This window comes from Exiguobacterium sp. s34 (assembly GCF_018617435.1).
GTDB classification, from domain to species: Bacteria; Bacillota; Bacilli; order Exiguobacteriales; family Exiguobacteriaceae; genus Exiguobacterium; species Exiguobacterium aestuarii.
Genome location: NZ_JACSKE010000001.1, coordinates 671,597 through 698,321, shown reverse-complemented (window position 1 = coordinate 698,321; position 26,725 = coordinate 671,597). Strand labels below are relative to the sequence as shown.

The 26,725-nt window shown below is 49.2% G+C and carries 32 protein-coding genes and 1 riboswitch; of the genes, 24 read left to right on the top strand and 8 right to left on the bottom strand.

Features of this window, described 5'->3' with window-relative positions; genetic code table 11:
* The first annotated feature begins 304 nt into the window (after positions 1-304).
* The 10 genes from glmS to KNO87_RS03470 all read left to right on the top strand — a co-directional run bounded on the left by glmS (position 305) and on the right by KNO87_RS03470 (position 9,901).
* A complete protein-coding gene (glmS, locus tag KNO87_RS03515) occupies positions 305-2,101 on the top strand; it encodes a glutamine--fructose-6-phosphate transaminase (isomerizing) (protein WP_214792356.1) in 1,797 nt (598 codons plus the stop codon).
* Positions 2,102-2,240: 139 nt separating this feature from the next.
* Positions 2,241-2,804, top strand: coding sequence for a YdhK family protein (locus KNO87_RS03510; RefSeq protein ID WP_214792359.1), 564 nt, complete (start codon positions 2,241-2,243; stop codon positions 2,802-2,804).
* A 115-nt stretch (positions 2,805-2,919) separates the two neighbouring features.
* A complete protein-coding gene (locus tag KNO87_RS03505) occupies positions 2,920-3,399 on the top strand; it encodes a DUF2975 domain-containing protein (protein WP_214785829.1) in 480 nt (159 codons plus the stop codon).
* Between the two features lie 10 nt (positions 3,400-3,409).
* A complete protein-coding gene (locus KNO87_RS03500; protein ID WP_214785831.1) occupies positions 3,410-3,628 on the top strand; it encodes a helix-turn-helix domain-containing protein in 219 nt (72 codons plus the stop codon).
* Positions 3,629-3,714: 86 nt separating this feature from the next.
* Entirely contained in the window at positions 3,715-4,401 is a 687-nt protein-coding gene (locus KNO87_RS03495) for a DUF975 family protein (RefSeq protein ID WP_214792362.1), read from the top strand.
* Between the two features lie 69 nt (positions 4,402-4,470).
* Entirely contained in the window at positions 4,471-5,427 is a 957-nt protein-coding gene (locus KNO87_RS03490; RefSeq protein WP_214792365.1) for an NAD(P)/FAD-dependent oxidoreductase, read from the top strand.
* 85 nt (positions 5,428-5,512) lie between these two features.
* Positions 5,513-5,956: a MarR family winged helix-turn-helix transcriptional regulator gene (locus KNO87_RS03485; protein ID WP_214792367.1), complete on the top strand. Its 444-nt coding sequence runs from the start codon at positions 5,513-5,515 to the stop codon at positions 5,954-5,956.
* A 3-nt stretch (positions 5,957-5,959) separates the two neighbouring features.
* On the top strand, positions 5,960-8,614 hold the full coding sequence (locus KNO87_RS03480) for an MMPL family transporter (RefSeq protein ID WP_214792369.1): 2,655 nt from the start codon (positions 5,960-5,962) through the stop codon (positions 8,612-8,614).
* Between the two features lie 103 nt (positions 8,615-8,717).
* The gene (locus KNO87_RS03475) at positions 8,718-9,002 is read left to right on the top strand and encodes a putative quinol monooxygenase (protein ID WP_214785839.1); all 285 of its coding nucleotides are present in this window, start codon (positions 8,718-8,720) and stop codon (positions 9,000-9,002) included.
* A gap of 14 nt (positions 9,003-9,016) precedes the next feature.
* On the top strand, positions 9,017-9,901 hold the full coding sequence (locus KNO87_RS03470; RefSeq protein ID WP_214792372.1) for a VOC family protein: 885 nt from the start codon (positions 9,017-9,019) through the stop codon (positions 9,899-9,901).
* 35 nt (positions 9,902-9,936) lie between these two features.
* Here the strand turns inward: KNO87_RS03470 and KNO87_RS03465 are convergent, their stop codons facing one another.
* From KNO87_RS03465 to KNO87_RS03455, 3 genes are all read right to left on the bottom strand, one after another.
* Positions 9,937-11,754, bottom strand: a complete 1,818-nt coding sequence (locus KNO87_RS03465) for an LTA synthase family protein (protein WP_214792375.1) — start codon at positions 11,752-11,754, stop codon at positions 9,937-9,939.
* 88 nt (positions 11,755-11,842) lie between these two features.
* On the bottom strand, positions 11,843-12,241 hold the full coding sequence (locus KNO87_RS03460) for a VOC family protein (protein WP_214785846.1): 399 nt from the start codon (positions 12,239-12,241) through the stop codon (positions 11,843-11,845).
* Positions 12,241-12,663, bottom strand: coding sequence for a VOC family protein (locus KNO87_RS03455; protein WP_214792377.1), 423 nt, complete (start codon positions 12,661-12,663; stop codon positions 12,241-12,243). Before KNO87_RS03455 ends, KNO87_RS03460 begins: the two co-directional genes overlap by 1 nt.
* A 118-nt stretch (positions 12,664-12,781) precedes the next feature.
* On the opposite strand from KNO87_RS03455, the gene KNO87_RS03450 reads away from it, so the two are divergent.
* On the top strand, positions 12,782-13,258 hold the full coding sequence (locus tag KNO87_RS03450; RefSeq protein ID WP_214792380.1) for a GNAT family N-acetyltransferase: 477 nt from the start codon (positions 12,782-12,784) through the stop codon (positions 13,256-13,258).
* Between the two features lie 29 nt (positions 13,259-13,287).
* On the opposite strand, the gene thiW is transcribed toward KNO87_RS03450, so the two are convergent.
* The 3 genes from thiW to KNO87_RS03435 all read right to left on the bottom strand — a co-directional run bounded on the left by thiW (position 13,288) and on the right by KNO87_RS03435 (position 15,484).
* Positions 13,288-13,773: an energy coupling factor transporter S component ThiW gene (gene thiW, locus KNO87_RS03445; protein WP_214792383.1), complete on the bottom strand. Its 486-nt coding sequence runs from the start codon at positions 13,771-13,773 to the stop codon at positions 13,288-13,290.
* A gap of 66 nt (positions 13,774-13,839) precedes the next feature.
* A riboswitch (TPP riboswitch) is annotated at positions 13,840-13,938 on the bottom strand.
* Between the two features lie 39 nt (positions 13,939-13,977).
* Entirely contained in the window at positions 13,978-14,718 is a 741-nt protein-coding gene (locus KNO87_RS03440; RefSeq protein WP_214792386.1) for a hypothetical protein, read from the bottom strand.
* 73 nt (positions 14,719-14,791) lie between these two features.
* A complete protein-coding gene (locus tag KNO87_RS03435) occupies positions 14,792-15,484 on the bottom strand; it encodes a hypothetical protein (RefSeq protein ID WP_214792389.1) in 693 nt (230 codons plus the stop codon).
* 95 nt (positions 15,485-15,579) lie between these two features.
* Here KNO87_RS03435 and KNO87_RS03430 point away from each other — a divergent pair, with 95 nt between their 5' ends.
* The 12 genes from KNO87_RS03430 (at position 15,580) to KNO87_RS03375 (ending at position 25,015) form a co-directional block, all read left to right on the top strand.
* Positions 15,580-16,500 carry an AAA family ATPase gene (locus KNO87_RS03430; protein WP_214792392.1) on the top strand — a complete coding sequence of 307 codons (921 nt, stop codon included), beginning with the start codon at positions 15,580-15,582 and terminating at the stop codon, positions 16,498-16,500.
* 2 nt (positions 16,501-16,502) lie between these two features.
* Positions 16,503-17,555: a DUF58 domain-containing protein gene (locus KNO87_RS03425; RefSeq protein ID WP_214792395.1), complete on the top strand. Its 1,053-nt coding sequence runs from the start codon at positions 16,503-16,505 to the stop codon at positions 17,553-17,555.
* A gap of 64 nt (positions 17,556-17,619) precedes the next feature.
* On the top strand, positions 17,620-18,159 hold the full coding sequence (locus tag KNO87_RS03420; protein WP_214792399.1) for a ribonuclease FAU-1 family protein: 540 nt from the start codon (positions 17,620-17,622) through the stop codon (positions 18,157-18,159).
* Positions 18,160-18,208: 49 nt separating this feature from the next.
* Positions 18,209-19,339, top strand: coding sequence for a tetratricopeptide repeat protein (locus tag KNO87_RS03415; protein WP_214792402.1), 1,131 nt, complete (start codon positions 18,209-18,211; stop codon positions 19,337-19,339).
* Positions 19,340-19,350: 11 nt separating this feature from the next.
* Positions 19,351-19,782, top strand: a complete 432-nt coding sequence (locus KNO87_RS03410) for a GNAT family N-acetyltransferase (RefSeq protein WP_214792404.1) — start codon at positions 19,351-19,353, stop codon at positions 19,780-19,782.
* A gap of 130 nt (positions 19,783-19,912) precedes the next feature.
* A complete protein-coding gene (locus tag KNO87_RS03405) occupies positions 19,913-20,356 on the top strand; it encodes a MarR family winged helix-turn-helix transcriptional regulator (protein WP_214792407.1) in 444 nt (147 codons plus the stop codon).
* A gap of 28 nt (positions 20,357-20,384) precedes the next feature.
* Complete coding sequence (locus KNO87_RS03400) at positions 20,385-21,377, top strand: ring-cleaving dioxygenase (protein ID WP_214792410.1); 993 nt, start codon at positions 20,385-20,387, stop codon at positions 21,375-21,377.
* On the top strand, positions 21,374-22,003 hold the full coding sequence (locus KNO87_RS03395; RefSeq protein WP_483298041.1) for an NADPH-dependent FMN reductase: 630 nt from the start codon (positions 21,374-21,376) through the stop codon (positions 22,001-22,003). The genes KNO87_RS03400 and KNO87_RS03395 overlap by 4 nt, the downstream gene beginning before the upstream one ends.
* A gap of 96 nt (positions 22,004-22,099) precedes the next feature.
* Positions 22,100-22,579 (top strand): hypothetical protein, encoded by a 480-nt coding sequence (locus KNO87_RS03390; RefSeq protein WP_214792416.1) that lies wholly within the window; start codon positions 22,100-22,102, stop codon positions 22,577-22,579.
* A 40-nt stretch (positions 22,580-22,619) separates the two neighbouring features.
* Positions 22,620-23,687, top strand: a complete 1,068-nt coding sequence (locus tag KNO87_RS03385) for a saccharopine dehydrogenase family protein (RefSeq protein WP_214792419.1) — start codon at positions 22,620-22,622, stop codon at positions 23,685-23,687.
* Positions 23,684-24,181, top strand: coding sequence for an NUDIX hydrolase (locus KNO87_RS03380; protein WP_214792422.1), 498 nt, complete (start codon positions 23,684-23,686; stop codon positions 24,179-24,181). Before KNO87_RS03385 ends, KNO87_RS03380 begins: the two co-directional genes overlap by 4 nt.
* 39 nt (positions 24,182-24,220) lie before the next feature.
* On the top strand, positions 24,221-25,015 hold the full coding sequence (locus KNO87_RS03375; RefSeq protein ID WP_214792424.1) for a GNAT family N-acetyltransferase: 795 nt from the start codon (positions 24,221-24,223) through the stop codon (positions 25,013-25,015).
* Positions 25,016-25,053: 38 nt separating this feature from the next.
* Here the strand turns inward: KNO87_RS03375 and KNO87_RS03370 are convergent, their stop codons facing one another.
* Positions 25,054-25,839 carry an SDR family oxidoreductase gene (locus tag KNO87_RS03370; RefSeq protein ID WP_214792426.1) on the bottom strand — a complete coding sequence of 262 codons (786 nt, stop codon included), beginning with the start codon at positions 25,837-25,839 and terminating at the stop codon, positions 25,054-25,056.
* A gap of 72 nt (positions 25,840-25,911) precedes the next feature.
* Positions 25,912-26,226 (bottom strand): hypothetical protein, encoded by a 315-nt coding sequence (locus tag KNO87_RS03365; RefSeq protein WP_214792429.1) that lies wholly within the window; start codon positions 26,224-26,226, stop codon positions 25,912-25,914.
* 144 nt (positions 26,227-26,370) lie between these two features.
* On the opposite strand from KNO87_RS03365, the gene KNO87_RS03360 reads away from it, so the two are divergent.
* Positions 26,371-26,679: a hypothetical protein gene (locus KNO87_RS03360; RefSeq protein WP_214785882.1), complete on the top strand. Its 309-nt coding sequence runs from the start codon at positions 26,371-26,373 to the stop codon at positions 26,677-26,679.
* Positions 26,680-26,725 lie beyond the last annotated feature (46 nt).

The window sequence follows — 26,725 nt, the reverse complement described above, 5'->3', positions numbered from 1 at the left end:
TTCCGTTTTGTCATCGAGAAAACAATGGTTCTTCTTGACGAATGGGGGTGTGATTTGTACTATTAAGAGCGTGACCTTGGAAACGGAAGGACACAAGAGTACGAACAAGCGCCAGAACTCTACGGAGTTGACGAGGTTGGAGGTTATCGAGATTTCGGCGGATGCCTCCTCGTCGCCTGTCACGACGAAAAACATACTTTTAAAACGACCGGGTGACCGGACGGACAAAGAAGTATGTGCTGACAGCTCTTAGAAAAAGCCCGTTTCCTTTTTCGAGAAATCGAAGAATAGAGGAGATTTGTTTATGTGTGGAATTGTAGGAATGATTGGGAATACCGGAGCGAAGGAAGTCCTTCTCAAAGGTCTTGAAAAACTCGAGTACCGTGGTTATGACTCGGCAGGTCTTGCGTTGATGCATGAAAATGTCAACGTTCACAAAGAAGTCGGTCGCATCGCTGCGCTACGCGAAATCATCCCAGCAGAAGTAGACGGCACGATTGGAATCGGCCACACACGTTGGGCGACACACGGGGTACCGAGCGTACCGAACGCCCACCCGCACCAAAGTACGACAGGACGCTTCACGCTCGTCCACAACGGCGTGATCGAGAACGACGAAATCATCAAGAAGACGCTTGATGTCCCGTTCCTTTCTGAGACGGACACGGAAGTCATCGTCCAGCTCATGGAGAAGCACTTCGTCGAGCTCGGTGATGTCGAGGCGGCGTTCCGCCAGACGCTCTCGGACCTCCACGGTTCATACGCGATCGCGATGATCGACTCAGAGGACAAAGAGCGCCTCTATATCGGGAAGAACAAGTCACCACTCCTCGTCGGACTTGGTGACGGCACGTTCAACGTCGTCGCATCGGACGCGATGGCGATGCTCCAGGTGACGGACCAGTACCTCGAGCTCCACGACGGCGAGATCGTCATCCTCACACGTGAATCGGCAACGATCAAGACGCTCGACGGTGACGTACTCGAGCGTGCACCGTACACGGCCGAAATCGATGCGTCAGACATCGAGAAAGGCACGTACGCGCACTACATGTTGAAGGAGATGGACGAGCAACCGGCCGTCATCCGCAACATCATCCAGCACTACCAGAACGAGAACGGCGACATCGAACTCACAGAAGGCGTGCGCGAGCTCGTCTCGGAAGCGGACCGCGTCTATATCGTTGCGTGTGGAACAAGTTACCACGCTGGTCTTGTTGGGAAACAATTGATCGAGCGCGTCGCAGGTGTACCGACTGAAGTACACGTCGCGTCAGAGTTCGGTTACAACATGCCACTTTTGACAGAAAAGCCACTCTTCCTCTTCATCTCACAATCAGGTGAGACAGCGGACAGCCGTGCCGTGCTCGTTGAAGTGAAAAAGCTTGGCCATAAAGCGCTCACGTTAACAAACGTAGCAGGATCGACATTGTCGCGCGAAGCGAACGAAACGATGCTTCTCCATGCCGGACCGGAGATCGCCGTCGCTTCGACGAAAGCGTACACGGCTCAGATTGCCGTCCTCGCGATTCTCGCATACGACATCGCTCGTGCGAACGGGAAGAAACTTCCGTTTGATTTGATGCAAGAGCTTGCACTCGTTGCGACAACGATGGATTCGATCATGGCACAAAAAGAAATCTTTGAAGAGCTTGCTGATAAGTTCTTGAAAGAATCACGTAACGCGTTCTTCCTCGGACGTGGATTGGATTCATATGTTGGTCTTGAAGGCGCATTGAAGCTAAAAGAGATCTCATATATCCAAGCGGAAGGCTACCCAGGTGGGGAGCTCAAACACGGTCCGATCGCGTTGATCGAAGATGGGACACCGGTTATCACGCTCGTGTCTCAACCGAACACACACCTCAACATTCGCGGAAACATCAAAGAAGTTGTGGCGCGTGGTGCAGTAGCATGTACGATTTCAATGGAAGGAATGGAACACGAAAACGACGCATTCGTTCTTCCACGTGTTGAACCACTTCTCACGCCACTCGTGACGGTTCTTCCACTTCAACTCATCTCGTACTATGCGGCACTTGCCCGTGACTGTGATGTCGACAAGCCACGTAACTTGGCGAAGTCTGTAACGGTTGAATAATGTTTAAGACCAAAATCTTTCGGGATTTTGGTCTTTTTTGTTGCAATGCGTTAACAAATCATCGGAATGCTCTCAAAAACGTCTGTCCATTCTTAGGAATGGGTACACTCAACGTGAGTATGAATAAAGGAGAGATTCGATGAAACAGAAAAAATGGATGACGGGTTTAGGTGTCATCGTACTCGCTACATCGTTAGCCGCATGTGGGGATACGGCAGATGATCCATCGATGGAGATGTCAGAAGAACAAAGCATGGACCATTCGGCAATGGATCACTCGGGATCTGGAGAAGTACCAGAAGGTTTGATGGAAGCAAGTGATCCGACGTATCCAGTCGGGTCAACCGCGATGATGACAGCGGATCACATGCCAGGGATGGAAGGTGTGGAGGCCACGATTGTCGGTGCGTATGATACAACCGTCTACGCAGTCAGTTATACACCGACAACAGGCGGTGATCCTGTAGAGAATCACAAATGGGTGATTCATGAAGAACTTGAGAATCCGGGTGACGCACCGTTGGCAGAAAACGAAAAAGTCGTATTGACCGCTGACCATATGGATGGGATGAACGGAGCGGAGGCGACAATCGATACCGCCATCGATGCGACCGTCTACATGGTTGATTACACGACGGAAGATGGAGAAGAGGTCACAAACCATAAATGGGTGACCGAGAGCGAACTAGAAGCGATGAAATAAGTGAAGTAGACCTCAAGAGATGCTTGAGGTCTATTTTTTTTCGATATATATTTATTGATAAACAATAAAAAACGACGTATGATGTAGAAAATGAAATGATTGGGGTGTGTGACAAGTGAAACGAGAAACCGTCTTTTTAAAACTATCGGTGATTGTCTTAGCCCTCCCGATTCTTGCGGCATGTATCTTTTTATTGCCATTTCTGTGGCGAGAAGCGACAGAGAGTGGGGGATGGATTGCGAATTCGATGCGTCCGATTATTGGGGGTATGTATGTGGCGGCAATCCCTTACTTCATAGCGTTATTCAAAACGTTCAACTTATTGGGGTTGATTGACCGGAATGAGGCATTCTCTTATCGCGCGGTGAAATCACTTCGCGTCATCAAATATTGTGCCCTTGTCATCACAATCATCTATATAGCGACGCTTCCATTCTTCTATTGGTTTGCCGAACGTGACGATTCGCCAGGATTTTTGGTCATCGGATTCGTGTTGGTGTTCGCCGCATTTGTCATTGCCGTCTTTGCTGAGCTGTTACAGAAATTATTGAAGCGGGCCATCGACATGAAACAAGAAATTGATTTGACGGTCTGAGGTGAGAGAGATGACAATCATTGTGAATTTAGACGTGATGTTGGCGAAACGAAAAATGAGCGTGACGGAGCTGTCGGAACGGGTCGGGATCACCATGGCAAACTTGTCGATTTTGAAGAATGGCAAAGCGAAAGCGATTCGTTTCTCGACACTTGAAGCGATTTGTGAAGCACTCGACTGTCAGCCTGGGGACATATTAGAATATCGAGCGGACGAACGAGCAGAGTGAACCCTCTGCTTTTTTTCATGAATTTGAAACGTATTCAATCCATGTTGCGTATATAAGGTAAATCGTTCAAGGGGAGATTAGAAAAAATGGTTCAAACATGGACAGAACGGACGCACGAAGCAATCAATGGGAAGCGGGGTCGACTGTTAGCCTGGTCGCTTCTCTGTGCCGTGATCTTAGAGTTTAGCGCATTGCTCGACCCGACATTGTATGGGGCGAAAGCCGATTCGTTTCAGGCGATTGTATTCCTTTTAGGTACAATCGTCGTATCCTTCATACTGTATCCCATCATCATCGGTTATCACTGGGTCATACTCTCGATTATTCGCGGACAAGACGCGCAGTTTCGTGAGGTGTTTCGACCGATGAAAGAACGATTTGGTAAGCATGTGACGGCTGTCATCCTACTAGCCATCTTCCAGACGTTATGGACACTATTGTTCATTGTTCCGGGAATCATGAAGTTTTTCTCCTACGCGTTCACGTACTTTATTTTGCGAGATGAGCCAGAGCTATCAGTAAGAGAATCAATCACGAAGTCACGCGCGTTGATGCATGGTCAGAAGTGGGAGGCATTCAAACTGATTTTGCCGTTCATTCCGATTTATTTGATTGGCTTCACGTTATTTATGGTCGTGAATTCGGTTTTACTTGCCGTATTCTCCTTATCAATCGCGACGATTCTCATTCGCCCATTCGTCGTTGCACGTTTCGCTGTCATGTATGAAGACTCGCGTCGGACGTACGACGAACAATGGAAGAAACCAGCCTGAAGCATATCAAATAGAGGTTGAAAGGAAAGGGCATGCTACAATCTTCATGAACAGAAAGGGGAATGCTGAATGAAGATTGGAATCATTGGGGCTGGTCTGAGCGGAATTATCGCAGCGCGTGAACTCGTACGTCGAGGTCATACCGTTGAATTGATCGAAAAGAGCCAAAGCGTCGGGGGACGTTTGGCGACACGTCGAATCGGTGACGGACAAGCAGATCACGGGGCCGTCTATTTCACTGTACGTGGGGAAGCGCTCGAACGAGAGGTACAGTCATGGATGAGTGCGGACTGGGTGCGTGTCTGGTATGCCGATCCTTATCCGCGATATGTTGCGACAGATGGGATGAACGGACTCGCCAAACATCTTGCTGAAGGGTTGACTGTTCATTTGAATGAATATGTGGAGCACGTTCGCATGGAGAAGGATGGCGCCGTTATCGTGAAGACGGACGTGACAGAACGTTCATACGAAAGAATCGTCATGACGGCACCGCTTCCGCAATCGTTCGAAAGACTCGGAAGTTTGGTTGACCAGATTGAACCCTCACTCCGGCGTCTCGTGTATGCGCCGACGTTTGTCGGTCTCTTTGAATGCACAGGTGATGTACAGATTGGGGTAGATGGGATTCTCGATCAAGACCTGACGCCAGGCGTATTGAAAGTAATCAATAATCGCCAAAAAGGAATCTCTACGACCTCACTCATCAGCGTCTATATGGAAGAGACGTGGAGTGAGGAGTGGTATGAGCGACCGGAAGCGGAGACGCTTGCAGAGATTGAGCGGTTAGTGCGTGAGGAAGTCGGAGACCTCAGCATCGAATCACGGCAGTTGAAACGGTGGCGCTATGCGCAGGCGAAAGACGTGTGGCATGAACCGTTTTACCAGGTAAGCCACCATCCCATCTATTTGGCCGGCGATATTTTTCTTGAAGCGGATGATCCATCCGGACGTACACGATTTGAGAGTGCCTATTTGTCTGGATTACGTGTGGCAGAAGCCATTGAAAAGAATATAGGTCGATGAGGACACTCCTTATCGATCTTTTTATTTGACGTTATTTAGTTTAGGGCATAAACTATAACCATCTAGTTTAGGGGGTAAACTAAAAATGAAAGCATTGATGCGTGAAGCGGTGCAGTTGTTTGAAGAAGTGATGTTCCATGGGACGGAGCATGTCATCGAAGCGATGGAAGGGGACGTATGGCGAGAGTATTCGCGCGAACAGCTCCAACTATTGAAGTTACTCGATCAATTTGGGCCCACTCCTGCTGGGCAACTTGCGCAAAAACAAGGCGTCCACAAAAGCGCGGTCTCGAATCGCCTGAAAAAGTTGGTCGAAAAAGGACTTGTCACGAGTCGGCGAGGACAAGACCAACGCGAACGATTGATTGAATTGACCCCGGATGGAAAGCGGCTCGTCGAAGAAGTGGACGGTGCCGTCTATCGATATGTGGAATCCCTCATCGATGGAGAAGTAGACGAAATTGAAATTGAGCAGTTTGTTCGGACGTTCCGAAAAATAAAACAATTGCTCCGAATTGGGGAGGAATAACACGTGCATAAAATCATTCAATGGCGTTGGGGCATCTTCATTTCCCTCATCGTATTGACGGCAGCCCTGTTTGTCGCGGCGCCGAACTTAACGAAGCAAGCAGAAGAAGCAGGTAGTTTCCAACTTGCAGACGATATGGACTCACAGCGGGCACAAGCGATTTTAGATGAAGCCGGGAAGAGTGACAAAACCATTTCCCTCGTCTACGAGTTCGAGTCGATTGGCGAAGCAGAGCGAACCGATGTCGCTCGTGTCATCGAAGAGCTTAGACAGAGTGAAACGGTCGTGACCGATGTTCTCGATCCGTTTGAAAGTGAGGAGACAGAGGCTCAGCTCGTCTCAGAAGACGGACAGATTGTCCTCGTTCCGATCACGGTCGAAGGTACGACAGAAGAAATCAATGCGTTTGCCGATGATGTGCGGGAAAATGTGCTTCCTCAGGACGAGACGGTATATATCACAGGGGAAGAAATCATTAACAATGATGTGAACTTGAGTGCCCAAGAAGGATTGAAAAAGACGGAGATTATCACGGTCGTGTTGATCTTTGGGTTACTACTCCTCGTGTTCCGTTCAATTGTGACCCCATTCATCCCGCTCATTGCGGTCGGGTTTACGTATTTATTGAGTCAATCGTTCGTCGCGTTCTTCGTGGATTGGTTCGGATTCCCGGTATCGAATTATACACAAATATTCCTCGTGGCCATCTTGTTTGGGATTGGGACAGACTACTGTATCCTGCTTCTTAGCCGATATAAAGAAGAGCTGAGCGCGGGGCATTCGATTGAAGACGCAATCGTCAATACGTACAAGACGGCAGGACGGACGGTCCTCATCAGTGGGCTCGCCGTCTTCGTCGGTTTTGCTGCCATCGGATTTGCTGACTTCCCGATCTTTAAATCGGCGGTCGCTGTCGCGGTCGGGATTGCGGTGTTGCTGTTGATTCTCTTCACAGTCGTTCCGTTCTTTATGGCGACACTCAAACAACGGCTGTTTTGGCCATCGAAAAAAGCGGGTGAGCATCATGACAGCAAGCTTTGGGCTGGATTGAGCCGATTGTCGGTTAATCGTCCGTTCGTCTCGATTTTAGTCGTCGGATTGATTACGGTGCCTGTCTTATTCACATATGACGATGCCCGTTCGTTCAATACGGTCGATGAGATTGGAGACGGGTACGATTCGGTACGTGGACTGAATTTGATTTCTGAAGGGTTCGGTCAAGGGGAATCCCTTCCGGTACAAGTCATTTTGAAACAAGATCAAGCCATTACAGAATCAGAAGTCCCATACATTGAAATGTTCGCAAGCGAGCTTGAAAAAGTAGATGGGGTGAGCGGGGTGCGTGCCCTCACACGTCCGACTGGCGAAGTCATCGATGATTTCTATGTAGACACGCAGCTCGGCGAACTCAGTGAAGGCTTGTCTGAAGCACAGACGGGTCTCGGTGATGTACAGGCCGGATTAGACGAAATCGAGCAGGGTCTGAACGCGGTCGTTGGACAGTTGCCAAGCGGTTCAACCAATGCCGGGGCACCGCTTGCAGAAGCAGCAGCGGGGCTAAATCAGTTAAATGGTCAACTTGGTTTGATTGGACAAGGATTGACAGCGACTCAAAACATTCCAGCTGCCGTCGGACAACTCGGTCAAGTATCGGCGGGTCTTACACAAATCGAATCGGGCATCAATGAAGCGGCGTCCGCATTAAATGCACAAGGTTCTCAAGTCGGTGAACTTGGTAACGGGTTATCACAACTCGCGACAGGTGTAGGTGAAGCGAACGATGGGCTAGGGCAAATCGAGTCCGGTCTTGGCGAGGCGGTTTCGTTCTTACAACAGCTGAGTGAAGCAGATTCACTTCGTGAGACGGGTGTCTATCTTCCGGAGGGGACGCTCACGTCAGATGCGTTCTCACCTGCCGTCGAACGCTACTTCTTTGATGAAGAGACAGCGACTCAGCTCGAAGTCGTACTCGAGATGGATCCTTATTCACCAGAAGCGATTGATGTCGTCGAGACAATTAAAGAGACGATGGATCGTGCTGTCACGGGGACGCCGTATGCAGATGCGACCATCGGGTATGCGGGTATCTCAAGCATCAACAGCGATTTGAATGAGACGTCAACGAACGATTTCAATCGAACGGTAGCCATCATGCTCGTGACGTTATTCATCGTCTTGACGGCATTGTTCCGCTCGATGATCATGCCACTCTATATGATTGCTTCGCTTCTCTTGACGTATTATACGTCGGCGGCGATTACGGAGCTGATCTTTGTAGAAGGACTTGGCTATGACGGAATTAGCTGGGCCGTCCCATTCTTTGGGTTTGTCATGTTGATCGCTCTTGGGATCGACTATTCGATTTTCCTTTTAGATCGATTCCGAGAAGAAACAATCAATGGGAAGACGGTACGTGATGCACTCATCTATTCGATGACGAAGATGGGTACCGTGATTATGACCGCCGCGGTCATCCTCGCCGGGACGTTCGGCGCCATGATTCCATCAGGCGTGCTCAGTCTCGTCCAGATTGCGACGATTGTCATCACTGGTTTACTATTGTACGGATTGATTGTGTTACCACTCTTGATTCCAGCCATTACGATTTCATTTGGCGATGGTGTCTGGTGGCCATTCCGACAAAAGAAAAAGTCTTAAGTAGAAGCGGATGTCTCGTATAATGAGATATCCGTTTTTTGGGATAGAATGTGGTGGATTCGGGAACAGAAAGGCAGGTCGATCATCTAAGGAGGAATACTGTATGGAAATCGTCATTACTGCAATCTTGAAAGCCCATCCCGGAAAAGAAGAGGCGTTACGTGATGCGTTGCATCGTGTGATTCCACCATCGAGAGCGGAAGAAGGATGTCTCGCTTACGTTCTTCACGAAGCAATCGATGCACCGGGAACGTTTGTTTTTTATGAGAAGTATAAAGACGAAGAGGCGCTCGATCACCACATCCATTCGTCGCACTATCAGGCATATCGTGATGAGGCCGGGGAGCTTCTTGCTGAGCGTGATGTCTATCGTTTGCATGAAGTCTGAAAGGAGACTTTCTCATGATTACGCAACCCGTGATTCCGTGTATTTGGTTTGAACAGGACGTTGAAGAGATTGCCGAGTGGTATGTATCCATCTTTCCAGATTCATTTGTCGACTATACGACAAGATTTTCAAGTTCACCCGCAGGCGAGACGACGATTGTGACGCTATCGCTTGCTGGACAATTCTTTCAGTTGCTTGGGGGAGGGACGGCGCAAGAGCGGAATCCATCCATTTCCTACATGGTGTCGCTTCCGACAACGGAAGAAATTAATGCGTTGTGGGAACGATTATCTGACGGAGCGGATATCTTGATTCCATTAGACACGTACGACTTCAGTCAGCGTTATGGGTGGTTGCAGGACCGCTACGGGGTTTCTTGGCAAATCATGCATGATGGCGGGATGGACATTCAGCTCGTGACGCCATGCTTATTGTTTGTCAAAGAAGCGTTCGGTCGCGCCGAAGCGGCGATGAACGATTGGATTTCCATTTTCAAAGATTCATATGTACTGGACGGACACACCGTACGATATCCGGAGGAAGACGGCGACGAGCTCGACGGGAAAATCAACTATGCCCGCTTCGTCTTGTCTGGTCGAGAATTTGTTGTGATGGACAGTAATGAAAATCATATGTTTTCATTTAACGAAACACAGTCGCTCATCGCTTTTTGTGAGACACAAGACGAAGTCGATGCGTATTGGGAACAGTTATCGGCTGTACCGGAAGCGGAGGAGTGTGGGTGGCTGAAAGATCGCTATGGCGTCTCGTGGCAAATCATTCCGTGGGAAATGGAAGAGATGATGACGGTCGGGTCGCAAGAGCAGATTGAACAGGTCGTACAGGCATGTCTGCCCATGAAAAAGCTCGATATCGCAACATTGCGTCAAGCATACTAAACAAAGCTCCCGAGACAAATAGCTCGGGAGCTTGTTCATGGGTTCATTTGCGAGAGTGCGTCCTTCTCGATGATGGTATCTGAGAGACGGAGCTGGCTGGCCGCACGATCGATGTAAGGAGCGCATCGCTCGAATGCGACCGGTTTTTCTGTCTCGACGGAGTAGCATGTGCCGCTACCAGAACGTTTGGTCAAGTCTGGTTCATAGTAATGGTCTTCGTATCGGAAAGCGCCCGTCCGAAATACGGTCAGATTCGGCGTATCATTCAAGAGGGAGTCGCCAAGCATATACGCCGGAGAGATCCCAAGTAAATCGAGAATCGTCGGCGCGATATCAATTTGTCCACCGCTTGCCTCAATGACTTCTCCTGTCGTTAATCCAGACGGTTTGATGAAGAGAGGAACAGCACGGTCGAGTTGAAACGCGTCAACCGTCGAGTCTACTCCTTCGATGGTGGCCATTTCTTCTCCAGGTGCCGTCAGACCGCTATCGTGGTCACCATACATAACGAGAAGCGTCTCATCCCACAGCCCTTCTTCTTTCAATTGTTCGATGAACTGACCGACCGCCGCATCGACGAAATGGACGGTATGGTAATAGTTTTCGAGAAGCGGGTCGTCAATTTCTGACAGGTCCAATCGTTTCTCGTCCTCCGGAATGTCATACGGCGTATGACTCGTCAATGCGACTAAAAACGCATAGAACGGTTCATTCAACTCTTCCATAAATCCGACTGACGTATTCAAGAAATCTTGATCGTTGAGTGCCATCCCGATGATGCCTTGGTCGGGGTAGTCTTTGTCGCTAAAGAAATGATTGAATCCGATGTTGTCATAAAAATCATCTCGATTCCAAAAGTCTTTACGGAATGAGTGCATCGCTGCCGTATCGTAGCCCGCCTCGTTCAATGATTGAGAGAGCGCACTGAATTGATTTCCCGGGAAACGCGTGTAGACGGAACCGGATTTGACAGGATAGAGTGACGTGTTGACGATGAACTCCGCATCGGATGTCCGCCCCTCATGCGTCTGATGATACACGTTCGGGAAATAGAGCATGTCACGTCGCAATCGGTTCAAGTTCGGCGTCAATTCCTGCCCGTTGATTTGTTGATCGATGACAGATGTTTGGAACGATTCGAGCTGTAAGACGATGACGTTCGTATCCGGACTCGGAGCACTTAATTCTTGATAAGAGAGTGCTTGGATTTGAGAACGCTCCTCGTCGGTCAGTCCCTCGTCCCATCCCATGGCACGTTCAACGCCTCGGGCGACATCCATCGCGTGATAGCCCCAAAAACCGAGATGATAATATTCACGCATATTGGAGATCGGGTCGTCTGCGATCCACTTTTCCCCGCGCTGATAACTGAGGGTGAGCGGGATTGTGAAGAGAAGAAATCCGAGTGCGAAGCCAGCGAGCGCAAACCGTCTTCCGTTTCGTTTCCCTTCACGGACAGGATGATGTTTCATATAACGCAACATCAAACCGTAGATGATGAGATCGATGAAGAAAAAAGCGTCGATTGGACGAATGAGCGTCAAGAAGCCTCCACCGACATCTCCCATCTGTCCAATGTCGGACAGTAAGGCGACGGATAATAAGTCCTCGAAATAGCGATAGTACCAGACGTCCGAGACGAGCAAAGTACTATGTAAAAACAAAGAAACGTATAAAATCCATCGACGAATTGGGTAAGACACGGCGAGTGCCCAACTTGTCAGAAGCAAAATCGTCGCCAAATTGATGAGGAAAAACGAGAAGTCGAACGCCGTCGCGGTCAACCAGCTAAAGAAGAAGAGCTTTGCCAGAGAGAGTGACAAGTAGCTCCAATAATCGAGATATTTGATCATGAACAACACATCCTTTTCATACCCATTCCCGATGAGACGAGTGAGGGAAACGTGAAGATGTGTCCAACAAAAAAGAGGCACATCGGCCTCAGTTGATCAGAAACGTATCACGCAGTTCAATGATGGTTCCTTCAGGTGCTTTTAGTTTACTTAAATGTCCATCGACGACGAAATAGATGTTCCCACCGTGCTTCGGCAAGAACGTGACACCGAGTTGTTCGAGTCGTGCGACTTCCGCTTCGAGGTCATCCACATAGAGTGCAAAATGGACGGGACCGGCCGCGTGCTTCGAATAATCTTGTAACGTTTCATCGGCTTTGGCGGTTTGGAGCTCGATATAAAAATCGCCGAGCTTGAGCCAACTGTTGAAGTCACGCGTATGGAAGTTTGGCGACTCTTGGACGAGTTCAAAACCGAGTGCTTCGTAAAATGACTTCGATGCGGCATAATCTGGTGTTTGGATACAGATATGGTGAATTTGTTTCATCAGGACTTTCCTTTCGTTTGGAGGTCGTTCACTCGGTTGCGGTGGAACGGGGAAGTCAACTCTTCCGAGATGAGACTGATCGTATGTCCATCCGGGTCTCGTACGTCAAAGTAAGACATGCCTCCGAAATCGTGAAGCGGTGTCGCGATCAATCCTGCTTGTTCGAACGATTGATACGCGAACTGGATGTCTTCACAAATGACGTTGAAATAGACATGGGCTTGTCCGGATGCATCTTTAAATGTTGCGGGTTGCGGTGACGAGGTCTGGATCAATCCAAGTTGAGTCGAACCGTCTGGCAGACAAATCCCTATTCCTCCTTCCCAGCGCCCGATTTCTTGGGCATGAAAATAAGTGGTATACCAGTTCAGAGACTGTTCGACATCTGATACGGGAATGAAGATACTTCCGATTCGAAACATATGATAACCTCCCTTTCTCTTATTAGTGTAGCGAATGCATGATCTCGAAGATACGGGGGAAGAAACTTTTTATGGGAGCTTGCGTATGGAAGAGAGAGAAAATCAATGAGGTGAATGTATGAAAGTAAATGAAATCACGATTCAACCGATTGATGCAGTCAATCGAGAGGCGGTCATCGCCCTGACAGTGGACGAGAAACAATCCCGATTCATCGAGACAAATTCCGAGTCGCTTCAAGAGATGGCTGAGGATACGAAATACAATTGGCGGAGCTATGCATTCTATGAAGGCGAGCGACCGGTTGGCTTCATGATGGTCGGAGCAGAAAACCAGACAGAACGTTATGTATGGCTCGACCGCTTCATGATTGGTCAACACGAACAGGGGAAAGGCGTTGGAACGAAGTGCCTACGCATGGCGGTGGACTGGATTCAGACAGAGTACGACGTGGATGATATCATCCTGAGCCTTCATCCAGAGAATGAAGCGGCGAAACGATTTTATGCGAAGAACGGCTTTGTCGACAGCGGCTTAATCGATGAATGGAACGACGAAGCGATTTGGGTCTATCACACAAAAACCCGACCGTCATGAGTCGGTCGGGTTCTCGGATCAACAATTTGTTATTTGAGGACACTTGGTCGCAACTGTTTCACGCGCGACAAAACGAGCCAACCGAGAAGCGCTCCCGTCAAACTAGAAGCAAGGAACGCCGGCACGAAGAAGAAGGCGCCGAACGTTGAACCCATTAACAGTTTCGCGTACGGAACGGCAATCAACGAGGCGATGACACCAGTTCCGATGATTTCTCCGAGAGCGGCAGCATAGAGACGGTTCGTGCGAACGAAGAAGATGCCGGCAAGACACGCCCCAATCATGCCGCCAGGGAATGCGAGCAGTGACCCGGTCCCGGTCATGACGCGAATGAGTCCTGTGACGAAAGCGACGAGAACGGCTCCGATCGGACCGACGGTGACTGCTGCAATCACGTTCACCATGTGTTGAATCGGATAAGCGCGAGCGACACCTGTGGGAATCGAGATGAACATCGAGCCGACGACGGCGATGGCAACGAGCATTGCCATCCAAGTGAGTTGTTGAATACGCATGAATAGTCTCCTTTCAAAATAAAAACGCCACGTTTCCAGACGGAAAAATGGCGTGGATATACAGAGACGTATCCCAAGCCACTTCCCTACGCTGGTATGAGCCAGATCAGGTTCGAAGGGTCCGGCAAATGCCGTCTCAGCCCGAGGGCTCCCCTAGTGGTCGTTTATTGGTTTGAGTATAGCATAAATTGGAAGGGGACGGAATTACCCCTCATACGTGGCTAACAGGTCCTCATAGTCCTTCTCGTTCCAAAAGAGCGGTGAGATGGATTCGGGACCTTTTAAAATTTCTCCATCCTGATCATATACGATTGCATACCCGCCTTCGACATCAAATACGAATAAGTCGGCAGTGACTTCGGTCACGCCGTTACCGGCGACGATCACATCATCAATTGGTTCCCGTGCGAGCTCGACGCCCGCTTCATCGAGTTCAACGAGGAGGGCTGACGTGTAGGCATGCCGGTCATAGACCGATTGGAATTCATCGTGTGTGAGGACGACATCGGTAGGTGGGGCACTTGTGCCGAATTTCCGATTCTCAATTTCTTCGACGTATTGAAGGAAGGACTCCTCTTGCCAAAAGAGTGGCGCCACGGACTCCGACCCGTTGATTAACGTCCCGTCCTGACTGTCGAATACCGTGGCGTACGTTCCGTCATCGAGTTTGAACGGATAAATATCCGCATACGTATGCTCAAGACCATTTCCTGCAATGATGACGCGTTCGAATGTCTCACGAAACGGTTTGATGCCTTGTTGCTCAAGCGCAGCAAGGAGCGGTTGTGTTTGTTCATATTGGTCATAGACGTCTTTAAAGTCTTCACGTGTCCATTCGGTGATGGGTTCATCGGGTGATTCGATTGGGATCGGATTGTCTGCCACCGTATCCGTACAACCTGTGAGTAAAAGTGCACTTAATCCGAATATCGCCCATCGTCTCATGATTTCATCCCCTTAACTTACATTTTCCACCATTTTATCATTCATAATGAAAAAGCAGAACCTGTGCACATTCTCACTCGGGGTGAGGACGTGTCGCGTAGTGATCGAGTGTGCTCTTGAAGTGGAGCGTATCTTCTTCAGAAATCGTCACGCCTGAGGAGGCACCGTAGCGAACCGCATGATAAACGGACGGGTTCATCGGTAAATCGATGCGTTGGAACCACTCTTGCAATGTCTCATGAGCACGCAATCGCTTAGTTGGAACGAGAGATTGATTGAATATGATTAGCGCATCACGAATTGGGACGTTCGTGAACGCTGTGAGCGTTGAGACGGACGAAGCGTTCTCGTGTTGTAGCGATTCGATAAGCGGGTCTGTGCTTGAATCAGCATGATCTCGTGCGCGCGCCAAACGTTGCTTCCGTTTCCGATAGATATAAAAGGACAGGCAACAAAGCGCAAGCAAAGCGACGAATAACCCGAGATTTCGTCGTATGTATTCTCCAGAGCCTGTCAATTTATCGAGTGGTTTTATTTTTCCTTTTTGGGGGTCCAATTTAAACGGGTAATCTGCTTTAGATTCATCCATTAAAAGCTTACTGTCTTCATCTGATATGAAATCCGTCGGAGGACTGTTATTTTCCTCGACCGGTATCGTTTCCGGATTATAGAGCCACTCGAATACACTCGTCGCAATCACCATCATCGTGAAGGTGACAATGAGAGTGGAGGCAATCATGAGAAAAAACTTGTTCGTCCAGCGCAAGAGGAGACCTCCTTTTTTGAATGTTCAGACTATCTGTTGTTTATCTTACCATAAAAAGGTAAAGTTTGATTAAGACAAAAAATGGAGGTCGTCATATGGGCATGGAGCAGGTCATCAAACAGTTGAACGAGGTGTATTTAGGAAAAGAGGATGTCGTACGGCTCTGTTGTACGGCGTTACTCGCGGAAGGACACATTTTGTTAGAGGATGTACCCGGTACGGGAAAAACGTTACTTGCCAAGACGATTGCAGCTAGCTTCGACGGGGCGTTTTCTCGGATTCAGTTCACGGCCGACTTGTTACCGTCTGACGTGATTGGCGCAGATTATTTCAACATGCAGACGCAGACGTTCGACCATCGACAAGGACCGATCTTTGCGAACATCGTCTTGATTGATGAAATCAACCGAGCGGTTCCACGGACGCAGTCCGCCTTGCTCGAGACGATGGAAGAGCGGCAAGTCTCCATCGGGGGAGAGACACATCCGATGCCGAAACCGTTTTTCGTCATCGCGACGCAAAACCCAATTGAATCGGCGGGAACATTTCCGTTACCGGATGCCCAGCTCGACCGCTTTTTGATTTCGATTCCGGTCGGTTACCCTGATGTCGCCGAAGAGCGGGAGCTCCTCTTACAAGTGATGCGTCAAACACGGAAAACCGTGGAGGCAGTCGCGACATTAGACGAGTTACGCCGAGCGCAAGATGAAGTGAAGCAAGTATCGATTCAAGATGACGTCCTCGATTATTTGCTCGGACTTGTTCATGCGACACGGGAACACCCATCCGTCGAGGTCGGTGTCAGTCCACGCGGAGCCATCGCACTCATGCGGGCCGCTCAAAGTTACGCCTATCTCCAAGGTCGATTGTATGTCATTCCGGAAGATGTGAAAGCCGTGGCACCTTATGTCTTGGCCCATCGTCTGACGTTGACGCTTGAAGGAGGAATCAAATCAACGAAGCAGGACATCATCCGTTTTATCTTAGACACCGTCTCTGTGCCGGTCGAGGGTTGACGATGACGTTCTCGACACATAACGCCCTACAGAAGCAGTGGATCCCGGTCTACGGATTTGCCGGAGTGATTCTCGTATTCGTCCCGTATATTCAAATCGTCGGGTATGCGCTCTGTTTACTTGCGGGCATCGTCTGGTTCTTTGAACGGACACGGAAACAGTTGGAACAATCCCTTCGGCTTCACATACATAGCCATGAATCCCTTCTTTTCGTCGGGGATGAGACGGAAGTACAGGTGATGTTAGACGGAAGTGAAACCGTCGAACGACTCGGGCTTCCGGTTCGTATTCGGATGAAATCCAATACAGCGCTCAGCTTTCCAGACCATGACCGGTCCCCGAATAGTTTGGATTTGACGTTACGGACGGATCAGGCCCGTCACATGCTTCGTGTGCAGGCTGAATTCCGGGGACCGGCCTACATCGAAGAGTGCGTACTCGCTGTGGCGCTCCCGTTTCATCTCGGGACGTATCTTCTTGAGTGTCCCATCGAGAAACGGTGGACGGTGTTGCCGTCCCTCACGTTACATCCTCCGGTCGGCACGAAGCGATTGGCACTCGGTGACCGTCCTTTGACCGCATCGCCTCTACGGAATCCACTTCAGGTTCTAGGGTCGAAGCCTTATGAAGGAGAACCGGTCAAGGAGATTGACTGGGTCGCGACGGCGAAGCTCGGACGTGTTCAGTCGAAAGTCTTTCAAAAGACATCGCTCGATACGTTCACGTTCGCAGTCGATTTGAGTGGAGCGACCGGCTATACGTTGCATCACGACTTCGAGTCGATCATCAGCCAAGTCGCGTATGTGACGACCCGACTCTTAAAAGAAGAGTGTAAAGTTGAGCTGTTCATCAATCGCTTCAATGGGGAAGGGAAGATGGAGCATATCTCCCTTCAGGAAGGGGAACGAGGATCACGCCTCATCCTCATGATGCTGGCCGATCTTCATCCCGGGAATCGTTTCATCTCGACAGACGCGTTCGTCCGCATGGTCGAACGGAAACGGCTGAAGCAAAGTCATCTCGTCTGGTTCAATCAGCATAACCTGTACGACTAACAAGGAACTTTCCTTCTTTTGGCGAACTGTACCATACAGAGATGACCAAAGGGGAGAGATCCATATGGCAAAACGAAAGTATGCGAACCGACGAGACTGGGAACGGATTTTAAAGAACCGCTATGCGCAAGAACGTGTTCAGACGGAACAATTTTCCGGCGTGGTCGCCTTATTCCAAATCGATGAGGTTCGGGCACCATTATATAAAAAGCATAAAGGGGAAGAGTTCATTGTGGCGGATGCCGGATTCGCGTGGCTTCAATATTTCCCGGACAATGAACCGTTCGGTGTGACAGCGATGATCAATCCGGAAGGTGAGATCGTCCAATGGTATATCGATCTCGTCGACCGAATCGGCGAAGAAGAGGGTATTCCCTATATGGACGACTTATTGCTCGATATTCTTGTATTCCCGAACGGGGATATCGTCAAAAAGGATGAGGATGAGTTCGAGGAGGCGACCGAGAGTGGGGAGCTGACGCCTGAACAGGTCGAACGTGGATGGCGTGAGTTCGAAGCGACGCTCGAACGAATCGAACGTGGAGACTTCGTCTACTTTGATTTGGCACAAGGACATTACGAACAGTTGAAACAAAAGCTATGAGCGGATTCACTCTCTCTGCTACAGTAAGAGCGTAGAAGGGGGAGTTTTTATGAAACAAATTGAAATCGAGACGTGGGCACGTCGTAAGCATTTTGAGTTTTTCAAATCGTTTGATGCGCCACATTTTAACGTGACGGCAAACGTGGATGTCACGAACCTATATACATATGCCAAGGCGAGCAATCAATCATTTTTCAAACTCTTTTTATACGGTGCGGTGCGAGCGGCGAACACGATTCCTGAATTGCGGTATCGGATCCGTGGGGAAGCGGTCGTCGAACACGAGGTGGTCCACCCGTCATTCACGGTCATGTTAGACGAGGATGTCTTCAACTTTTGTGCGGCTACGTTCCATGAGGATTTACCGACGTTCTTACAGGAAGTGACGACGCGGATGGAACAAGCTGCCGATGAAGTCGTTGTCGGGGATGACGAGCCCGACGACTTACTGTATATCACGAGTGTTCCGTGGGTCACGTTCACGAGTATTATGCACCCGACGCATCAGCAACAACATGACAGCGTACCGCGCATCGCCTGGGGCAAGTTTGAACGTCAAGGCGAGCGTCTGATCATGCCGTTATCCGTTCAAGCCCATCACGCACTCGTTGATGGAGTGCATATCGGCAAGTATTACGAAACACTACAAGCTTGGTTAGATGAAGATTTCGCGAAGAAGGTGACTGACGTGCCAGAAAATCATGACTTTGATCGAGCAGTCCGTCTCCGTGAAGAGGGACAACTCGAGCAGGCGAAGCAACTGTTCCTGTCGCTCTTACGGAACGATGAGAAGAATCCGAGGCTACATGCGTACTGTGCGTGGTGCTATGACTCGCTCGGTGAAGAACGTCAAGCGGTACCGCATTATGAACGGGCCATCCGACTCGGGTTGACCGGGGAAGAGTTGGCGGAATCATATCTCGGACTCGGCAGTACGTATCGGGCACTCGGGCGATACGCGGAAGCGGAACAGTTATTTGCAGAAGCGATTGAACATTTTCCGAATCATGGGGCGCTCAAAGTGTTTCAGGCGATGACGCACTATAACGTCGGTCGTCATGAAGAAGCGACGGGCGCGTTACTTGAACTGCTCGCGAGCCCGAAACCGGACGAGAGCATCGCGCGATATCGGCGTGCCATCGCGTTCTATGCCAGGAATTTGAACGAAACATATGACTAAAGGAGAATGACATGATTTCATTACGACCGATCGATGCACAAAATTGGTATACATGCTGTCACTTGGTGCTAAGTGAACAACAACAATCTTATATGGAGCCGAATGCGATTTCGTTGCTCCAAGCGATGTACGAACCGACGTTACACCCGCGCGCCATTTATGAGGACGAGACGATGGTCGGCTTCCTCATGTACAACACGGAGCCGGAAGAGTTGGATGCATGGTGGATTTACCGAATCATGATCGACCACGCTCATCAAGGTAAAGGGATCGGTCGACAAGCGACAGAACTGATGCTTCAAGAAATTGGAGAAGGCAAGTCGATCGTTGTTGGCTATCATCCCGAAAACAAGGCGGCACATCATCTATATGAAAGCCTAGGATTTGTCGATGAAGGCCATCGATTCGGTCGTGAAATGGCAGTGATTCGTCGGAGCGAATAAGGCGGGGAAATCCTGCCTTGTTTTTTTGAATCAAATCGATTGACGGCAAAATCGTCACGTGATATATTTATCTCGAATTAAAGATATTTGAATTTAAGTTAATGCTCTCTTGGACAAAGGAGGGAGACAGATGGAACCGTCTGATGCATTAAAAACGATTACCGTGCTGTTGCGTGCCTCTCAGTCGCTTCAAGACCTGGTGAAACAGGAAGTGGCGTCGTACGGATTAAACGCGACCGAGTTCGCGGTACTCGAGTTTTTATATCATAAAGGGGATCAACCGATTCAAGTCATCGGAAAGAAAATCCTTCTCTCGAGCGGGAGCATGACGTACGTCGTGGACCGGTTAGAAGAAAAAGGGTATCTCATTCGCAAGGCTTGTCCGAGCGATCGCCGCATCACATATGCCGCGTTGACGAATGACGGAGAACACCTGATGCAAGATATTTTCCCGAAGCATACGGAACATATGAACGCATTGTTTGAAGGGTTATCTCTGACAGAGACGATTGAACAGCTGAAACAAATTGGGAAGCGGGCAGAAGCCGCAAAAAATTTTAACCATGTATCTTGAATTCGAGATATAAAAGGAGAGACAACGAATGAATCATGTTAAAGGAATCCACCACGTCACGGCGATTACGAGTAGCGCCGAAAAAAATTATGACTTCTTCACCCATGTTCTGGGCATGCGCTTGGTGAAGAAAACGGTCAACCAGGACGACATTCAAACGTACCACTTATTTTTTGCAGACGATAAAGGGAATGCCGGGACAGACATGACCTTCTTCGATTTCCCGGGCATCCCGAAAGGAAAGCACGGAACGAATGAGATTGCGAAGACGTCGTTCCGCGTGCCGACCGATGAAGCGTTGACGTATTGGGTCCGTCGCTTCGACCGTCTCGGTGTCAAGCACGAAGGGATTCAGGAACAGTTCGGGAAGAAGACGCTCTCGTTCATCGATTTCGACGAACAGGCGTATCAACTCATCTCGGATGAGTTCAATGAAGGCATCGCGTCGGGCGAGCCGTGGAAGAACGGTCCAATCCCGCTTGAGTACGCCATCACAGGACTCGGTCCAATCTTTATTCGGATTGCAGATATCACGTATTTCAAACAAGTGATGGAGCAAGTGATGCTATTTAAAGAGATTGGGAGAGAGGGCGATGTTTATCTCTTTGAAGGAGGTGAAGGTGGAAACGGAGCGCAAGTGATCGTCATTCATGACGAGACATCTCCACAAGCGCGTCAAGGGTTCGGTACCGTGCACCATGTCGCATTCCGTGTCGAAGACCGTAGCGTCCTCGATGAATGGACAGCACGTCTCCAACAGTTCGGTTTACCGACTTCTGGCTATGTCGACCGCTTCTTCTTTGAATCGTCTTATGCACGTGTCGCGCCGCAAATCTTGTTTGAGTGGGCGACGGACGGACCTGGATTCATGGGAGATGAGCCGTATGAGACGGTCGGTGAGAAATTGTCACTCCCGCCGTTCCTCGAAGCGAAACGTTCGCAAATCGAGGCGATGGTACGACCAATCGATACGGTCAGAAGCACGAAAACATTTGAGAAAGAATATGAGGGCATGAAATGAGTTTCTTGAATCGTTTGTTTGGAAAATCAGATGCATCACAACATAACCAAGGAGGAACTACTATGTTAAACATCGGAATCGTACTCGGATCAACTCGTGAAGGTCGTGTCAGCCCGCAAGTCGGAGAATGGGTGAAGGAGCTCGCCGACAAACGTGGCGATGCCAACTATGAAGTCATCGATATCGCAGACTACAATTTACCGCTCCTCGGTGAGGCTGGACAAGACGCATCAGGCGCAGCGGCCTGGTCGGAGAAAATTGCGCAAATGGACGGATTCATCTTCATCGTCCAAGAATACAACCATTCCATCGCAGCATCTCTTAAAAACGCACTCGATTACTTACGTCTTGAGTGGACGAATAAAGCAGCTGGAATCGTCTCATACGGTTCTGTCGGTGGAGCACGGGCGACGGAACATTTACGTGGCATCTTGAGTGAATTGTCAATCGCTCACGTACGTGTCCATCCTGCACTCTCTCTATTCACGGACTTCGAGAACGGCACACATTTCACTCCGAAAGACGTTCAAGCACAATCGGTCAACGATATGCTCGACCAACTTCTTCCGTGGACGGAAGCGATGCAGTCAGTCCGTACGAAAGCCGGAGAAGTTGCAAACAATTAACAAATCGCGAAGCCAGCCTGAATTCAGGCTGGTTTTTGTGCGTTTTCAAGTTGATTGCGCTAAAGTGGAGAAGAATGGAAAGAAAGGAGGGATTCGATGGTGACACGAAAAATCATCGCGGCTTCCTGGACCGTACCCATCTATGCGCTTCTATTAAGCATTTTTGAGTTTTCGCAACAAACCCTTATGGAAACTTCATTTTTAGAGAGCGTATCGGGATTTCTTTTATTGTGTACGATTTACATGGCATATAGTTTCCCTATCATTTTGACATATGGTGTCGTGACATCATGGTTTAGCGATTGGGTCGCAAAGCGATTCAGTTCAGAACGCATACAGTTGTTCACTTCGTTCGCTTTACATATTTTATTTGGGCTCGTCTTGTCATGGCTGAGTCTTCTCGCAGCCGTCTTGTTCTTCCTGATCGATCGTCGATTGATAAATCGAATGGACGTGACAAAACGAGCTGCCATCAAAAGTCTTTTCATCCCAATCGGGTGTTTGCTTGTCGTGATGGGGAGCGTGTATCTGATTGGGGTCGTTCAAGATTTTTTCGTTCGATTCAACTCGATTTAGGGAAACGAACAAGAACAAACTTACATAAGGAGGGGTAAAAATGAGATGGATGATTTACGGGGCGAACGGATATACAGGGGAACTGATTGCCCGTCAGGCTGTCAGTGACGGATTGCGTCCGATTCTTGCGGGTCGCACTGGGCGTGAGGTTCATCGACTCGGAGACGAGCTCGACTGCGAGACATCGATTTTCGCATTAAGTCGTGAGGCGGCAATCAAAGCGCTTCGCGATGTGGACTTAGTACTTCACTGTGCGGGTCCGTTCACGGATACGAGTCAAGTGATGATTGAGGCATGTCTGGAAACGGGTACGCATTACTTGGATATTACCGGGGAAATCGATGTGTTCGAATATGTCCATTCCAAACAACGGGCGGCTCAAGCGAAGGCGCGTGGTGTCATTCTATGTTCTGGCGTTGGATTTGACGTCATCCCGACCGACTGTGTCGCACGAAAATTAAAGGAACTCTTGCCGGATGCGACATCACTCGCCCTCGGATTTTCGGCAGCAGGTGGCATCTCACCAGGAACGATGAAGACGGCTGTTCGTGGACTTGGGTCGAGTAGTGTGGAGCGCGTGAACGGAAAGCTATCACCGTTCCCAATCGGGGCAAAACGCAGAACGATTGATTTTGGACGGGGAAGCCGCACCGCGATTGCGATTCCGTGGGGAGACGTTTCGACCGCCTACTATACGACGGACATCCCGAATATTACGACGTGGGTGCCAGTGCCGACAACGGCCGCCTATTTGGCACGCGTTTTGTCTTGGTTCAGTCCCATTCTTGGAAAAGAGGCTGTGCAGCAACGATTGCTGCGTTATGTTGATGAGAACGTATCGGGACCGAATGAAGCCGAACGTGAAAAAACCTCGACGTATGTATGGGGAGAGGCGACAAATGAGGAGGGGCGCAAGATTGTCGTTCGCATCCAAACGGCGAGTACGTATGCCTTCACTGTTTACGGTGCACTCGCCGTCGTCAATCGATTGCTCGGCTCCGGTCGGATGCTTGCGGGAAGTTTCACACCGGCCATGTTGTTTGGATCACATTTCATCGAAGAGATCCAAGGTTCGTCTTCGTTCACGATTGATGAGATTCGTCCATGAGCCGAGAAACGTGGGATTTACTAGACGAAAATCGGCAACCGCTCGGACGAACGCATTTTCGCGGAGATGAACTGGATCCGAATACGTTTCACACAGTCATCGAAGTATTCACATTTGATCCGGATGGGAAATTGTTACTCTCGAAGCGCCATCCCGATAAAAAGTATCCTCTTCTTTGGGAAGGGACGGGCGGCTCGATTTTAGCGGGAGAGACGAGTCGGCAAGGTGCGGTCCGTGAACTCCAAGAAGAATTAGGACTAACCGTCGACCCCGAACAGTTGCGTTTCGTGACGACAATCAAGCGTGGGACGTACTTCTTAGATGTGTATGTCTACACGAGCGAGCAGCCGATTGATGTAAATCAACTTTCCTTACAAATCGATGAAGTGGTCGATGTGAGATTAGAGGAGTGGGACACAGTGCTCGATTCTGTTGAACTCGTGCCTACTGTCAAAGAACGGTTGATCCAGTACGGTCACTTGATTCGAACGTGATATGCTACACTCAACATGGAAAGCAAGGGAGGGAACAAAGTGAAACGTTTAGAATTAGCACGACGCATCGAAAGCATTAAAGCAGAGGGAACGTCTGCGTATATTCGACACCGCAAACAAACCCCTCCCTATGAAGGTGCGGAACTGCACGTAGAAGGTAAAGGGCATGTGTTCAAAATGGGAAACATGAGCTTTGCAGTCGGATTCGGACTCAATCGACCGACAAGTTTTTACGACCTGCACCAGATGGAAAAGTGGGTGCGTGGAAAAAATGTGTCCCGACTACATATCGAAGTTTGTCCGTTAGCGGACGATTCCTTACTACGCTTACTGCAAGAACGTAACTATACGCTCGATCACTTTTTAGACGTATGGACGTTAGATGTGACGCAATATGACGGACCGCCTGCTTCGAATCAAGTGGAAAAGGTACAAGATGAGACGCTCCATGAATGGGCGCACGCGATTGCGGCTGGATTTGCCGAATCTGGAACGATTCTTCAAGAGACGGTCGATACGGCGAAAGGATTTTATGCGCTGCCGAGTAATCACGCTTATCTCGTACGAGAATCGGACGCTGTCGTAGCGGGTGGGATCCTCGCCACGCAAGACGGGATTGGGGAACTGTTTCTGACGAGTACCGTGCCGTCTTACCGGCAAAAAGGCTACCAAACCCAACTCATCTTAGAGCGAATAGCCGAAGCGAAAGCGCTTGGCTGTGACGTTCTCACCGTAACGACGAAGGTCGATTCGGCTTCAGGTCGAAACATGGAACGCCTCGGGTTTCAACCGTTCTATCAAAAAGCGGTCATGAAAAGTCCGATTCTCAAATAAAAAGCAGACCACTTCGCATGAGGTGGTCTGCTTTTCGATTACAAGAGGGATTCAGCACCGTCGACATACACTTCAGAACCGGTGACGTGGCTTGACATGTTGCTCGCAAAGAATAAGACGACGTCAGCGACTTGTTTCGCGGCACCGGATTTTCCGGCAAGCGGTTGATTTCCGAGCGGATACTCGATGGGGATGACGACCTCTTCAAGCAGCGCATCATCTCGATTGGTCGAATCGTCGATATTCGTATCGATGGCCCCTGGGCAAATCGAATTCACGCGAATTCCGAATTGGGCGAGCTCCGCAGCTGCCATTTTCGCAAAGCCTGTTTGTCCTGCCTTCGTTGTCGCATAGCCACTGAAACCGAAATTTTTGAAGTAGCGATTGCCGTTAATGGAAGAGGTGATGATGATACTGCCGCCATTCTCTTTCAAATGAGGAATCGCATGTTTGACGGTCAAAAACGTTCCCGTCAGATTCGTCTCCACGACACCATTCCAGTCTTCAATGGACAAGTGTTCAATCGGTGTGATGGTTCCGTTGCGTCCGGCGTTGGCGAATACGATATCGATTTGTCCGAATCGCTCAATCGTCCGTTCATATGCTTCTTTCATCGCGACTTCATCTGAAACATCGGCGCTGATGCCGATGGCCCGTTCCTCTCCGACGAGACTGGCAAGACGCATCGCATCTTCTTCATTCAAGTCAAGAATAGCGACTTTCGCACCCGCTTGAATGAATCGGATGACAGCGGCACGTCCGATACCGGACGCCGCTCCGGTCACAAGCGCTACTTTTCCAGATAGTAGTTTATTTGAAATCAATCTGATCACTCCTTTGTATGACTCCTTCTCATATTCCACAGTTCTGGAAAAGTTACGCTTCATTTCAAAAAATCATGGTGATGTGACTTCGATTGTACGTGCGATGTTTAATTTGGACTCTGTCGGGATGACCTCGATGATGACAAACTGACCGCTCTGCAATCCTTGTACGCTATTGACGACGCCCGTAACTTCGGTTTGGTCGTTGATTAAGATGACGCGCAACGTGACTTCTTCTGATGATTCAGTGGATTCAATCAATAGCTGAGGGATATCAACTCGTTCAATCTGTCCTTCGACGACATTGTCATTCCACGTACCCATCCAATAAACAACGATTAAAAAAAGGCAGAGAAAGATTAGGGCAAAGGTCAACCGTGAACTCATGTGCAACCCACTCCTTCATTGTCCTGCTTCGCATTATGTCTAATTTACCTTTACCCGGAAATTCTCTCAATCCTTGAAAAAATAGTAGGAATCTCAAGAAAAATGGGGAATAGAAAGAAAAACGACAAGGTGAGGTGCGGGCGAATGTGGATGATGGTTGCGGCGTTAGGATTGGTTGCTTGTGTATGGGTCACATTTGGTTGGTTTACAATTGGCAATGCGAAGCGGCGAGTGTGGGGCGGGCTTTTTTCACTGAGTATGACTTGTCTGTTCGCGCCACTCTTACTAGTAAAGCTAGGAGAACAGTATGGATTTATCGGGGTTCAAGTAGGATTGACCGTGTTATTCGGCTTACTCCTAGGTGCCTTTTTCTTTATGGCGCTCGGATGGACGGGACGACCGACAAAAGTTCGAAAAGTAAGAACATTATCGGAAGACCCTGATTTATTCTAAAGCCTGATTCGCCACTCCTACGGTATAATGCGGACATAAGGATGTT

Bases quoted from the DNA above. Each gene is read 5' to 3' on its own strand.
- glmS (WP_214792356.1), top strand. From the start codon at position 305: ATGTGTGGAATTGTAGGAATGATTGGGAATACCGGAGCGAAGGAAGTC.
- KNO87_RS03510 (WP_214792359.1), top strand. From the start codon at position 2,241: ATGAAACAGAAAAAATGGATGACGGGTTTAGGTGTCATCGTACTCGCT.
- KNO87_RS03500 (WP_214785831.1), top strand. From the start codon at position 3,410: ATGACAATCATTGTGAATTTAGACGTGATGTTGGCGAAACGAAAAATG.
- KNO87_RS03495 (WP_214792362.1), top strand. From the start codon at position 3,715: ATGGTTCAAACATGGACAGAACGGACGCACGAAGCAATCAATGGGAAG.
- KNO87_RS03490 (WP_214792365.1), top strand. From the start codon at position 4,471: ATGAAGATTGGAATCATTGGGGCTGGTCTGAGCGGAATTATCGCAGCG.
- KNO87_RS03485 (WP_214792367.1), top strand. From the start codon at position 5,513: ATGAAAGCATTGATGCGTGAAGCGGTGCAGTTGTTTGAAGAAGTGATG.
- KNO87_RS03475 (WP_214785839.1), top strand. From the start codon at position 8,718: ATGGAAATCGTCATTACTGCAATCTTGAAAGCCCATCCCGGAAAAGAA.
- KNO87_RS03470 (WP_214792372.1), top strand. From the start codon at position 9,017: ATGATTACGCAACCCGTGATTCCGTGTATTTGGTTTGAACAGGACGTT.
- KNO87_RS03465 (WP_214792375.1), bottom strand. From the start codon at position 11,754: ATGATCAAATATCTCGATTATTGGAGCTACTTGTCACTCTCTCTGGCA.
- KNO87_RS03460 (WP_214785846.1), bottom strand. From the start codon at position 12,241: ATGAAACAAATTCACCATATCTGTATCCAAACACCAGATTATGCCGCA.
- KNO87_RS03455 (WP_214792377.1), bottom strand. From the start codon at position 12,663: ATGTTTCGAATCGGAAGTATCTTCATTCCCGTATCAGATGTCGAACAG.
- KNO87_RS03450 (WP_214792380.1), top strand. From the start codon at position 12,782: ATGAAAGTAAATGAAATCACGATTCAACCGATTGATGCAGTCAATCGA.
- thiW (WP_214792383.1), bottom strand. From the start codon at position 13,773: ATGCGTATTCAACAACTCACTTGGATGGCAATGCTCGTTGCCATCGCC.
- KNO87_RS03440 (WP_214792386.1), bottom strand. From the start codon at position 14,718: ATGAGACGATGGGCGATATTCGGATTAAGTGCACTTTTACTCACAGGT.
- KNO87_RS03430 (WP_214792392.1), top strand. From the start codon at position 15,580: ATGGGCATGGAGCAGGTCATCAAACAGTTGAACGAGGTGTATTTAGGA.
- KNO87_RS03425 (WP_214792395.1), top strand. From the start codon at position 16,503: ATGACGTTCTCGACACATAACGCCCTACAGAAGCAGTGGATCCCGGTC.
- KNO87_RS03420 (WP_214792399.1), top strand. From the start codon at position 17,620: ATGGCAAAACGAAAGTATGCGAACCGACGAGACTGGGAACGGATTTTA.
- KNO87_RS03415 (WP_214792402.1), top strand. From the start codon at position 18,209: ATGAAACAAATTGAAATCGAGACGTGGGCACGTCGTAAGCATTTTGAG.
- KNO87_RS03410 (WP_214792404.1), top strand. From the start codon at position 19,351: ATGATTTCATTACGACCGATCGATGCACAAAATTGGTATACATGCTGT.
- KNO87_RS03405 (WP_214792407.1), top strand. From the start codon at position 19,913: ATGGAACCGTCTGATGCATTAAAAACGATTACCGTGCTGTTGCGTGCC.
- KNO87_RS03400 (WP_214792410.1), top strand. From the start codon at position 20,385: ATGAATCATGTTAAAGGAATCCACCACGTCACGGCGATTACGAGTAGC.
- KNO87_RS03395 (WP_483298041.1), top strand. From the start codon at position 21,374: ATGAGTTTCTTGAATCGTTTGTTTGGAAAATCAGATGCATCACAACAT.
- KNO87_RS03390 (WP_214792416.1), top strand. From the start codon at position 22,100: ATGGTGACACGAAAAATCATCGCGGCTTCCTGGACCGTACCCATCTAT.
- KNO87_RS03385 (WP_214792419.1), top strand. From the start codon at position 22,620: ATGAGATGGATGATTTACGGGGCGAACGGATATACAGGGGAACTGATT.
- KNO87_RS03380 (WP_214792422.1), top strand. From the start codon at position 23,684: ATGAGCCGAGAAACGTGGGATTTACTAGACGAAAATCGGCAACCGCTC.
- KNO87_RS03365 (WP_214792429.1), bottom strand. From the start codon at position 26,226: ATGAGTTCACGGTTGACCTTTGCCCTAATCTTTCTCTGCCTTTTTTTA.
- KNO87_RS03360 (WP_214785882.1), top strand. From the start codon at position 26,371: ATGTGGATGATGGTTGCGGCGTTAGGATTGGTTGCTTGTGTATGGGTC.